This window comes from Paenibacillus sp. VTT E-133291 (genome assembly GCF_002264395.1).
GTDB lineage: Bacteria > Bacillota > Bacilli > Paenibacillales > Paenibacillaceae > Paenibacillus_AQ > Paenibacillus_AQ nitricinens.
The window spans coordinates 1-11,289 of the sequence record NZ_NFVA01000138.1; the positions used below are offsets into that span (position 1 = coordinate 1).

Annotated in this window: 10 protein-coding genes and 1 riboswitch; all 10 genes read right to left on the bottom strand. The window is 46.6% G+C overall.

What is annotated here, in order from left to right:
- Positions 1–198: 198 nt before the first annotated feature.
- The 10 genes from purB to CA598_RS29765 all read right to left on the bottom strand — a co-directional run bounded on the left by purB (position 199) and on the right by CA598_RS29765 (position 11,024).
- The gene (purB, locus tag CA598_RS29720; protein WP_094878806.1) at positions 199–1,494 is read right to left on the bottom strand and encodes an adenylosuccinate lyase; all 1,296 of its coding nucleotides are present in this window, start codon (positions 1,492–1,494) and stop codon (positions 199–201) included.
- Positions 1,495–1,499: 5 nt separating this feature from the next.
- Positions 1,500–2,678, bottom strand: a complete 1,179-nt coding sequence (gene purK, locus CA598_RS29725; protein WP_094878813.1) for a 5-(carboxyamino)imidazole ribonucleotide synthase — start codon at positions 2,676–2,678, stop codon at positions 1,500–1,502.
- 53 nt (positions 2,679–2,731) lie between these two features.
- On the bottom strand, positions 2,732–3,217 hold the full coding sequence (gene purE, locus CA598_RS29730) for a 5-(carboxyamino)imidazole ribonucleotide mutase (RefSeq protein WP_094878807.1): 486 nt from the start codon (positions 3,215–3,217) through the stop codon (positions 2,732–2,734).
- 216 nt (positions 3,218–3,433) lie between these two features.
- Positions 3,434–3,535: riboswitch (purine riboswitch) on the bottom strand.
- 275 nt (positions 3,536–3,810) lie between these two features.
- Positions 3,811–4,245: a universal stress protein gene (locus CA598_RS29735; RefSeq protein WP_094874601.1), complete on the bottom strand. Its 435-nt coding sequence runs from the start codon at positions 4,243–4,245 to the stop codon at positions 3,811–3,813.
- Positions 4,246–4,285: 40 nt separating this feature from the next.
- Positions 4,286–4,549, bottom strand: a complete 264-nt coding sequence (locus tag CA598_RS29740; RefSeq protein WP_094874602.1) for a DUF1294 domain-containing protein — start codon at positions 4,547–4,549, stop codon at positions 4,286–4,288.
- A gap of 110 nt (positions 4,550–4,659) precedes the next feature.
- Entirely contained in the window at positions 4,660–5,862 is a 1,203-nt protein-coding gene (locus CA598_RS29745; protein ID WP_256990705.1) for an MFS transporter, read from the bottom strand.
- Between the two features lie 137 nt (positions 5,863–5,999).
- On the bottom strand, positions 6,000–8,135 hold the full coding sequence (locus CA598_RS29750) for a DNA topoisomerase III (protein ID WP_094878809.1): 2,136 nt from the start codon (positions 8,133–8,135) through the stop codon (positions 6,000–6,002).
- Positions 8,136–8,335: 200 nt separating this feature from the next.
- Positions 8,336–9,523: a DUF4179 domain-containing protein gene (locus CA598_RS29755; RefSeq protein ID WP_179283796.1), complete on the bottom strand. Its 1,188-nt coding sequence runs from the start codon at positions 9,521–9,523 to the stop codon at positions 8,336–8,338.
- On the bottom strand, positions 9,498–10,085 hold the full coding sequence (locus CA598_RS29760) for an RNA polymerase sigma factor (protein WP_094878811.1): 588 nt from the start codon (positions 10,083–10,085) through the stop codon (positions 9,498–9,500). The genes CA598_RS29755 and CA598_RS29760 overlap by 26 nt, the downstream gene beginning before the upstream one ends.
- Before the next feature lie 183 nt (positions 10,086–10,268).
- The gene (locus CA598_RS29765) at positions 10,269–11,024 is read right to left on the bottom strand and encodes an acyl-[acyl-carrier-protein] thioesterase (protein ID WP_094878812.1); all 756 of its coding nucleotides are present in this window, start codon (positions 11,022–11,024) and stop codon (positions 10,269–10,271) included.
- Between the last annotated feature and the right edge of the window lie 265 nt (positions 11,025–11,289).

Genomic DNA, 11,289 nt, shown 5'->3' on the forward strand with positions numbered 1-11,289 from the left:
CTCGCGGTAGAAATCCGAGGATAAAGGCGAACGCTGACGCTTCTACAGTTCCAAACCTCCTCTACAGTGCTCCCCCATCCAGCTTTGCATTTATTGCAGCGTTCCTTAGTTCACCACTAACTTATCTTTTTAGGATCTCTAAGGTCTCATTCCGAGGAATTCGTTCCTTATCGACCCAACCATTAACGCACCTATTTTTTAGATAAGCTCTAGCTTGCGGAAGATGGTGTCCACATGCTTAAGGTGCCAAGAAGGGTTAAATGCATCTTCAATTTCTTCTGGGGTAAGAACATTAGTGATCTCAGGTGTAGCTTCCACTATATCGCGGAATTGTTTTTGCTCTTCCCATGCTTGCATAGCACGAGGTTGAACGGTATCGTACGCTTGCTCACGGCTGAGACCTTTGTCGATCAATTTAGTCAAGATCCGACCAGAGAAAGGAACGCCGAACGTACGGTTCATGTTACGCTTCATGTTCTCTGGGAATACAGTCAGGTTCTTCACGATGTTTCCGAAACGGTTCAGCATGTAGTTGAGCAGCATTGTCGCATCCGGAAGGATAATACGTTCCACAGAGGAGTGCGAGATATCGCGTTCATGCCAGAGCGGTACGTTCTCGTAAGCTGTAACCATATGTCCGCGAATAACGCGGGACAGACCGGAAATGTTCTCGCAGCCGATCGGATTACGTTTATGCGGCATAGCGGATGAACCTTTTTGACCTTTTGCAAAAGCTTCTTCGACTTCGCGAATCTCACTCTTTTGCAAGGCACGGATTTCAGTAGCGAATTTGTCTAGCGAAGTCGCTACCAAAGCAAGAGCAGCCATGTATTCAGCATGACGGTCACGCTGCAGAGTTTGTGTAGAGATTGGAGCTGGGCTTGTACCGAGCTTACGGCAAACGAATTCTTCTACGAAAGGATCGATGTTAGCGTAAGTACCAACGGCACCGGAGATTTTACCGAACTGCACACCATTCGCTGCATGGCGGAAACGCTCCAAATTACGTTTCATTTCTTCGTACCACAGCGCCATTTTCAGACCGAAAGTAGTTGGTTCAGCATGAACACCATGCGTACGGCCCATCATCGGCGTATCTTTGTAAGCAACCGCTTTGTCTTTAAGGATCTCAATAAAGTTGATGATATCCTTCTCTAGAATCTCATTCGCTTGACGCAGCAAGTAACCCAGTGCTGTATCTACCACGTCAGTAGAAGTAAGACCGTAGTGAACCCATTTGCGTTCTGCGCCAAGGCTCTCGGAAACCGCACGTGTAAAGGCGATAACGTCATGACGAGTCTCTTGTTCTATTTCATCAATGCGTGCGATGTCGAATTTAGCGTCCTTACGCAGTTTAGCTGCGTCTTCGTGCGGGATGACTCCCAACTCAGCCCATGCTTCACAAGCACAAATCTCAACTTCAAGCCACGCTTTGAATTTATTTTCCTCCGTCCAAATAGCTCGCATCTCAGGTCTGCTGTAACGTTCGATCATATTCTTTAGTTCCTCCAAAGTTTAGATTGCTCCACCCAGGACAAGCCGTCTCCGGTATCCTTGCAGAGCAGATTGATATGGCCCATCTTGCGGCCGGTCTTACTCTCAGTCTTGCCATATATATGAAGCTTAGGTACAACACCCAGCTTATTATCTTTTTCGTCCTGTGTACAGGTCGCTTTAATGGCGCCATCCAAATGCTGACCCAGTACATTTACCATAACTACAGGTGTCAAAAGCGTTGTGTCGCCCAGCGGCAGATTACAAATTGCCCGGACATGCTGCTCAAACTGAGAAGTCGTGCAAGCGTCCATAGTGTAATGCCCCGAATTATGCGGCCTTGGTGCCAGCTCATTGACGAACAACTGTCCATCCTCTGTGACGAACATTTCTACTGCCAGTAGTCCAACCGCATTTAGTCCAGCGATTAATGTCTCTGCCAACTCGCATGCTCTCCGCTGAATCTCTTCTGACACTCTTGCAGGCACAATGGACAGATGCAAAATATTATTCACATGAATATTTTCCGACGGTGGGAAGCTCTTAACCTCTCCAGAAGCACTGCGTGCGGCAACAACGGATATTTCACACTTAAAAGCTATGAACTTCTCAAGCACCAGCTCCGGTACAACGGCTCCGGGTGCTACCTGGCGGAAGGCTTCTTCCAGCTCTTCTTCCTGACGGATCACAGCCTGGCCTTTGCCGTCATATCCGCCTGTGGCGGTCTTCAGCACACAGGGAAGTCCAAGTTCAGCCGCCGCCACTTTCAGATCCACAAGGCTATCCACCTTCCGGTACGGGGCGACGGGTACGCCTGCCGCCTCGATGGCGGCTTTTTCGCGCAGCCGATGCTGCGTCGTATACAGCAGCGCGCTGCCCTGCGGCACGTACGATTCCTCCGTCAACAGCGCGGCAACGCCCGCGTCGACGTTCTCGAACTCGTACGTGATGACGTCCGCGCGGCGGGCTAGCTCCCGCGCCGCGTCCCGGTCGTTATACGCCGCTGTAATCTGCGGCGTGACTTGACCGCTAGGCGCATCCGGCGCAGGGTCCAGCGCCACGAAGCGGTAGCCCATGGCGCTGCCGGCCAGCGCCATCATGCGCCCGAGCTGCCCGCCGCCGAGCACGCCGACGGTCGCGCCGGGCAGCAGCGTCCGGACGGTGTCCGTGCCGGACGCATCCATAGCGGCTGGCGAATTAGCGCCGCCAGCCTCCTGCAGCTTCAGCTCCTCCGGTCTCATAAGCTGTCGCTGCTTTCAAGCACTTCGTCCGTGATCGCATCCCGGCGCAGCTGCGCGCGCTGCTGCACTTCCGGATCGAACGCTCCGATGATCTGTGCGGCCAGGAGACCTGCATTAATGGCTCCTGCCTTACCAATGGCTACCGTTGCCACTGGAATGCCTCCTGGCATCTGTACGATGGAGAGAAGCGAATCCAACCCATTAAGCGCCTTCGACTGCACTGGCACTCCAATCACAGGCAGGATCGTCTTTGCAGCCACCATACCCGGCAAATGCGCAGCGCCACCCGCTCCTGCAATAATAACGCGAATGCCCCGGCCCGCTGCTTCCTCCGCATAGCTGAACATTAAGTCCGGCGTCCGGTGCGCAGATACTACCTTCTTCTCATAAGATAATCCCAGCTCTTCAAGCACCGCACAAGTGTGCTCCATCGTGTCCCAATCCGATTTACTGCCCATGATAACAGCTACCTGTACAGACATGATTCGACCTACCTTCCAGTCACTAGTATGGATATCTTTATCTTGTAAATTCGAATAAAAAAAGCCCGATGACCAGACGCATTTTGCTGCGGGAGGATCGGACTAGTAAAGAAATTAGGAAAAAATAATCCGCGTGCCTATCACTAGACTGCCATGAAGCGGCGGAAAACGACATCATGCATCACTCCGTTACCCGGACCGCATGCATTGCTGCATTCTATTATCCTATTTCCTCGTAGTCCGGTAATTTACGGTTCCCGGGTAGAAACTTCCGGGCCATATTCCCGGTTTTATACGAGTTGCTCATGACATCAGTTTAACAATCCCCTACACAGGATGTCAACTCAAACACGAACATTGATAAATGCGTAATAATAAATGTTCGCTTTTTAGCTCATTTAAATTCTCAATAGCCTTTAATTCTGCTGATAGAGACTTCTTTCCGTACACTCTTCGCTCTAACAACAGATGTTATATTAAGTGTAGATTAGGCCTCATTCGAATACATATCATCCCTTTATGGCTTTACATTCCGTCTTATAGTTTCTTAACAATGAAAAAAGGAACGCCATAAGCGTCCCTTTAACTTTATATTATTTCACTACCAGCACTGGAATGCGGGCACTTTGCACTACATTGTGGCTCACACTTCCCAGAACAAATTCACGTATTCCGCCAAGTCCGCGGCTGCCGATAACAATTACATCTATCGCATGTTCCTTAGCATATTTCAAAATCACTTCAGCAGGAGATCCTTGTAAAAGCTCAACCTCAGCATGCAAGCCTTCAGCCTCAAGACGTCCCTTTACTTCTTCCGTGGTCTGCACTGCTAAATCATAGTATTCTTTATTCACTGAAGCTGGCAGTGGTGCTAGAGCTTCTCCGATAAAAAATCTTGGGAATTCAAATGCGTGTACGACATGCATCGTAGAGCCCGGCGTTACTTTTGCGAGTTCAATTGCGCGCTCCAAAGCCTGATTAGAAGCCTTAGATCCATCATAGGCGAGTAAAATTTTAGAGAATAACATGTACGCCACCTCTTTTTCTAGTTTGTAATCATAATGACTATCACCTTAAAAAATAGCTGTACAAAAAAATATTCAGCAACAGAAGAAAGGGAATTCCGATCCTAAAGGACATATGTCGCGTCTTGTGGCGCTTACGATACATGGCAATCAGTACGCCTAATGCCCCGCCCATAGCTGCCAGCAGAAAAAGCGTCTTCTCAGGGACACGTTCTCGCCGTTTACGGGCTTTGTTCTTGTCTTCGGACATGACGACATACCCGATTATATTAATTACCACAAACCACAACATTATAACCTTGACCATTCTCCCGGGCTCCTCCTTGCTTCCTATCTATCTCTATTATATTCCTCTTTTTCTCAAAAAACCAATCATCCTTACACGTGCTGATAACTTCGCTATCTGCCTTTTTTGTCTCACTTCTGTGCATCCTTCATCCATACCCATGACAATACCGCAGCAAGCGCCGCAGCAATCCCGCCTAGCCAGAACCCTCCAGTCAAACCATACACAGCACTCATCCAGCCTGCCACGAACGGTCCCGCAGACATACCTACCGCATAGACAGCCTGATAGAAACCCATAGCTGTTGCGCGTTTATATGGATCTACTTCGGATACCGACTTGCCTAGCAGCAATGGAAAAATAAGTCCCTGCATAAATCCGTTTCCTATCTGAGTCAGACAGAGCATCGCTAACGTGGGCATAGAAGGAATAAGAAGTGTAAACAACGCACTCCCGGCAAAGCCTAAGAGAAGTGTCCCCCTGTCTCCTAGCAGCCTTCCAAATGTCCGTGAACCATATAGCGTCGCGATTGCATGCGGAATCATAAAAGCGAGCGTCAGCCAGCCCAAGCTTTCTTTGCTTGCTCCGATATTCAGGGCTTGGTTTGGCGTATAGCCGAACATCGTTATGAATAGCACACAGTGTGCCAATACAGACAGCAGTGAGACTCTTACCAGAAGTGGCTCCTTCATCACACCTGCCAGGTCCTTGATCTGGATCGCATTTTGACGTTTCTCCTGTTTTTGTTCAGGCAATCGTAGAGCAAGCAGCAGCGCCGCAATAGCTACAATTCCGCCAATCAGAAACGGGGTGTTCCAGCCCCAATGCTCCACCATGTAACCACTAATCATCATACTGGACAATTGGGCGATTACCGTAGTGAATTGCAGCATGCCCATCGCTTTTCCAGCTTCTTCTTTCGGGAAATATCCCGCAAACATCACAGTGTACACCACCCATGCGGAAGCCGCTATACCGGATACTGCACGTGCTGCCAATGCCCAACCAGGCTGTGCTCCCCACATAAAAAGAAAGCAGCTGGCTCCGCTCGCAATCAGTCCCAGGTAGATAAACGGACGCCTCCGATTTAAATAATCTGAACCGATGCCAATCGGCAGTCGGAACAGAATCTGCATTAACCCATATACGCCAAGCACCATGCCCACCATAAAATATGATGCTCCCAAATACTCCACATAAGGTGAAAGCACCGGAACATAAATATAAGAAGAGAACCAGAACATAAATACAATAAATAGAAAGAACAACCTGCTCCCACCCTGTGCCTGTGGACGATCTGCTGCTTTCAATTGATTCACCTGCTGAGCTTCCACCCTCATCACCTGCTCTATGTATTTGCTTAACATTCTAATTCAAAGCCTATCCGTAGACTACAAAAACTTACGTAAACAGAAAAAAAGCTACTGAGCACGCTCAGCAGCCTTCATAATTACAATATATTCGAAGCTTTCTACTTATCCTTCTTTTGCCCTTCAAGCGCTGCTTTCAGCAGTTCCCCAAGGTTAGAGCCAATGCTTTCTTGCTTACTGTATTGCTGTACCAGTTTTTGCTGTTCGCGTTTATTCACATGCTTATGATCCTTATCCAAGGTTTCTGTGATTCCACAGCCCAAACATTGTACGAACATGCCTGCTTTACCCTCTTTGAGCTCCATTTTCTTATGGCACTGTGGACAGCGGCGATTCGATAGTCTTTTCTCTCCGGCACGGGTATAACCACAGTTATCTGCAGGGCATACAAGCAGCTTGCCACGTTTGCTCTTTTTCTCCAGCAGTCTTGTACCGCATTCCGGACAATTACTGTTCGAGACATTATGCGGTTTATATTCTGCTCCACTAGTTTTGACGCCAGTTACCAGCTCCTGTGCCATACTGTGGATGCCTTGCAAGAAGAGCTCCGGCTTGCCTTGACCACGCGCTATTTTCTCCAGCTCGGCTTCCCAGCGCGCGGTTAAATCTGGTGTCCGTAGCTGTGTGGATACCAACTCAATAAGCTGCTTGCCTTTACCAGTCGGATGCAGCAGATTCCCTTGGCGTTCAATGGTATCGGAGCTAACCAGCTTCTCGATAATATCCGCACGCGTCGCCGGGGTTCCCAGTCCATGCTTCTCCATTTGCGTCAAAAGCGAAGCTTCATTATAACGCATCGGTGGTTGTGTCCGTCCAGGACGCACCATACAGCGGCCAATCGTGACAGTTGCCCCTTCGCGCAGCTCAGGCAGCTTTACACTGCCAGCTGCTGGCTCGTCCGATGCTTCCTCGTCATCATCGTTACTCATATCTCCGCCGTACACTTCACGCCAGCCGGCATCTTTTACTGTTGTTCCTTTGACATGGAAGCTCTCGCCCTCCGCGTTGACAGTAACAGCTACCGCATCATAACGAGCGGGTGGGTAGAACAAGCTGATAAAACGCCGCACGATCAGATCATACAGCTTACGTTCCTCAGTGCTCAGCCCATTTAGCAACACAGTCTGCTCTGTAGGAATAATAGCGTGGTGATCACTTACTTTACTATCATCCACGATCCGCTTCGTAATCGGCAGCGGCTTGCGCAGCAATGGACGTGCTAACGCTGCATATGGACCGACCGCAACACTATCCAGTCTTTCCTTGAGTGTGCCCGTCATATCTGATGTTAAGTAACGACTGTCCGTACGCGGGTAAGTGACAAGCTTATGCTGCTCATATAACCGCTGAAGCACACTGGAGGTCTGCTTCGCGGAGAAGCCGAACTTCCGGTTCGCATCACGCTGCAATTCAGTCAGATCATAAGCGAGTGGATGAGGTTCGCTCTTCTCACTCTTTTGTACCTTAATAATACGGCCGCTGCGTCCAGTAAGCTTATCCTTTAGACTTGCCGTCTTATCCTTTTCAAATATCCGACCATCGCCGTTACTGGCCCGCCATGCCGCTTGGAAATCTCCAAAATCAGCAGTCAGCGTCTCAAAATCAACGGAACGGAAACCCGTAATCTCCTGTTCACGATCCATGATCATCCCTAATGTCGGCGTTTGTACCCGCCCTGCGGAGAGCGGCGAACCGAACTTACATGTCAGTGCTCTCGTGACATTCAGTCCAATCATCCAATCCGCCTCTGCGCGGCAACGTGCAGATTCATACAGACGATCAAATTCCCGACCGGGGCGGAGCTTTGCGAATCCCTCTTTAATTGCCTTATCAGTCTGTGAGGATATCCATAGCCGCCGGAATGGCTTTTTCCACCCTGCCATATTCATAATCCAGCGAGCCAGCAGTTCCCCTTCACGGGCAGCATCTGTCGCAACAATAAGCTCCTCAATGTCCTGACGCTTCATTAGATGCTGAACAGCTTTGTATTGCTGGTTGGTCTCACGCAGCACCTTCAGCTTTGCCTTCTCCGGTAAAATCGGCAGATCCTCCAAGGCCCAAGTTGCAAACTTTTTATTATAATCTTCAGGCTCTGCCAGGCCGACTAAATGACCCAGTGCCCAAGTAACCACATATTTTGGACCTTCAATATAGCTCTTCTGTTTATTATTACATCCCATGACCCGTGCGATCTCGCGTGCAACAGACGGCTTCTCCGCCAATACTAATGTCTTCATAATGCTCCCCTTTCCACATCAAATTTCATTATATCATTAAATGAATGTTAGCAAATATCGTCAGGCCCTACCGGGTCACTCCGTTATACACTAAATAAATCAAACAACGAAAACTCAGTGAGTGAAATCTTCATTCCATTAGAAAAATCCGTATCTGCTATGCAGACACGGACTTTTTTTGCTTATGGGATTAATAGCTACTATTGCTCTACCTGAATCGTTTGTTCAAGCTCCGGATAATAATGTTTAACTTGTTTTCCTTCTTCATCTCTTAATTCTTTATGGCTCTCATCAATGGAGTAAGTAAACGGCTTAACTGTAATTGTTTTTGGTGTTTGCGGGAACGGACTGAAATCTTTGTCTACCATAGGATAGACTATAGCCGGCAAGTTGAATGACCCACTCGAAGAAAATGCATTGCCTAGTTCATCAACAATTTCATAGAACATTTCAGAGGTTGTGTATCCATCCTTTTCTTTCACAGTTGGCGCTTTACCTTCTTCCCTGAGCTGTAATCTGCTTGTGGCTGGAGTTAATTCCAGTTTGGTAATCGTATAACTGAATTCTTCTGCCTCTTTTGTTTGGTTCAGATCAAGCTTGATAATTCCTTCCGTTACTTTTTTCACCGGCACCTTGATTTCAAAAGGCTCTGCGATTTGTGTAACCGGCACAGTGATGCTTAATTCAAATTCATTCCCCAATGCCTCTACATTATTTAGATTTCTATAATCGTATAAAATAGCATTCTTTTTCCCCTCAACATCACCAGAAGACGACATTTGGCTCTCCAGTTCTTTCCCATTCGGCAACTTCACTTCTGCTGAACCCAACAACCCTCTTTCGGACTGGTTCATTGTCACTTTCGCATACTGCTGTTCTATTACCTCTGGATCGAACTCAATCGGTTCAATAATCATCTCTGCCATCATCCTATCATTATCAATGCCCTCCCGTTCAATCGCAAAAGCCAACCGCGAGCCGTCATAATATGCATCGGTAACCTTTAAGGTCACTCCATCATGGGTAACGCTTTGGTTCGGGGCAGTAGATAATCCTTTTTCCTCAGCAGCATTAAGACCTTTATCGTCAATACCCTTAAAAATACTTCCTACAACAGGAATCTGCTTCAACGTTTCAGCCATGACTGGGGATACAAATCCGCTACCGATTATACCCGCACCCAACACTGCTACTGCCGAGGCAACCACCAGTGATTTTTTCAGGAGGTTTTTTCCACCTATTCTTACCGCTCGTTTTTCCATTCCCTCGTCTCCTATTCGCTTCATAATTAAATCACTGAAACTGTCTACCGGCATTTCATGATTTTGGAATGTTTGGCGAATGTACTCCATCTTCTCACTTTCAGTTCGATCTTGCCATTTCTCCATGAGGGCTACCTCCTTCATTCATTCTTTGCCGGATCAACTTTTTGCGTAGACGTTCAAATTTCTTGCGTAAAGTAGCTGAATTACAATCCATAATCTGACTCATTTCTTCAAAACTGTACTGCTCAACCACCTTAAGAATCAGTAGATTACTCTCTTCGGCTGTCAGGCCATCCATAAATAACTTCTGCAAAAGTTCCTCGTCGTGTGGATTATAATAGGCTTTGGGCTGCTGTTCTTTATATAGCGACAACAGACGCTTTCGTCGTTTGCGTTTACGAATCTGATCCAGACAATGATGGTAGGCCACTTTATAAAGCCATGCGTTAAAAGATACTCGTTTCTCATAACGTCTGAGTTCCTGATACACTTTTACAAATATATCTTGCACAGCATCCTCTGCTTCTTCATGACTTCTTAAAATATAATAACAATACGTATAAATCTTTCTTTCGTAGGCTTGTATTATAGTTCTATAGGCTTCTCGGTTGCCTTCAAGAACCTGACTTATAGCCTCTTCAATTAACGTTTGATTCACAGGGACCCCGGGGCTGCGATGTTCCAAAGAATCACCTCCTTGTTATTGACTACAACTATATAACGAATGTAGACTCTTGAATTGTGACAGGCTCAAAGATTTATTCCAAATATGTTAAAATCATCAACTATATTCAAATAAAAAAGCGATTGCCCCGATTGATGCTCGGACAAATCGCTTTTATAATAATATTCCATATTTATAAACTTTTTACTTATTCATATCTTTCAACTCAATACATGCTTCAAAAAATACAATATCACTATTCTGGCCACGGACATATATACCATCATCCGTTACAGCTGAACGTAAAATGACCAGTTCATCCCCAAACTTAGCTTCTTGTAGATAAGTAATCCGGAAGCGTGTGAACTCCGCATTATCCCATTCCGCTAAACTGAGTGCATCACAACATAAATCTCCGTATCGGGCATTATTCAAATGTCCGTTGCTATCCAGCCCACTATATCTTACCTGATACCGATAAGCTTCTTCCATAGTAATATCAGTAGGGATCGTTACCTTAACAGGCATATCGCCTACTGAATCGCCATTATAATGCTTAACTTGAACTGGAAGAGCGTTCGGTCTGAGTATCTTTCTCTTCTCAATATCTACTAAAGCCCATATAGAACGCGCTTTGGCAATCTCTATATGATCTGCATCCAAAATACGATAATCCCGTTGCCATAAAGCCCCTTTGGTACCTTTACTCCAGGTATGTACACTAAGCACATCATTTGGGCGAGGAATACGCTTAAAATCAAGATCTAACGTAATCATCATCCAGCCCATTCCTGCATTCAGCATTTCTTCTACACTTATCCCCAAATTACCCACGGCGAAGTCCGCTGCGCATTGCATTACATCCAAAATAAAGGATAACTTCGCTTTTGAGCGATAATCCGTGTCACTCGCATGTACAGAAAATTGCTCTATCCACACAAGATTAGTATGGTTCTCCATTGTTTATCCCCCTATAATGCAAAAAATCCTTGCATTTATTTGAAGTATCCACATATACCACTGCTCTATCCACATAAAATGGGGACTACTTTCAATTATGAATAAATTTAATTATTTCATCCACATGTTAGTAACTTTTATTTTTTTGTTATTTCCCCATAACTTATCCACATTATTTAAATCAACCGATAAAGGGAACAAAAAAGCCATTGTTGATAAATCAACAATGGCTTCGTGTGCTTGGCAACGTCCTACTCTCCCAGGA

What these genes read in the sequence shown, in the direction of transcription:
- purB (WP_094878806.1), bottom strand. Translation starts at nt 1,494, where the DNA reads ATGATCGAACGTTACAGCAGACCTGAGATGCGAGCTATTTGGACGGAG.
- purK (WP_094878813.1), bottom strand. Translation starts at nt 2,678, where the DNA reads ATGGATGCGTCCGGCACGGACACCGTCCGGACGCTGCTGCCCGGCGCG.
- purE (WP_094878807.1), bottom strand. Translation starts at nt 3,217, where the DNA reads ATGTCTGTACAGGTAGCTGTTATCATGGGCAGTAAATCGGATTGGGAC.
- CA598_RS29735 (WP_094874601.1), bottom strand. Translation starts at nt 4,245, where the DNA reads ATGTTATTCTCTAAAATTTTACTCGCCTATGATGGATCTAAGGCTTCT.
- CA598_RS29740 (WP_094874602.1), bottom strand. Translation starts at nt 4,549, where the DNA reads ATGGTCAAGGTTATAATGTTGTGGTTTGTGGTAATTAATATAATCGGG.
- CA598_RS29750 (WP_094878809.1), bottom strand. Translation starts at nt 8,135, where the DNA reads ATGAAGACATTAGTATTGGCGGAGAAGCCGTCTGTTGCACGCGAGATC.
- CA598_RS29755 (WP_179283796.1), bottom strand. Translation starts at nt 9,523, where the DNA reads ATGGAGAAATGGCAAGATCGAACTGAAAGTGAGAAGATGGAGTACATT.
- CA598_RS29765 (WP_094878812.1), bottom strand. Translation starts at nt 11,024, where the DNA reads ATGGAGAACCATACTAATCTTGTGTGGATAGAGCAATTTTCTGTACAT.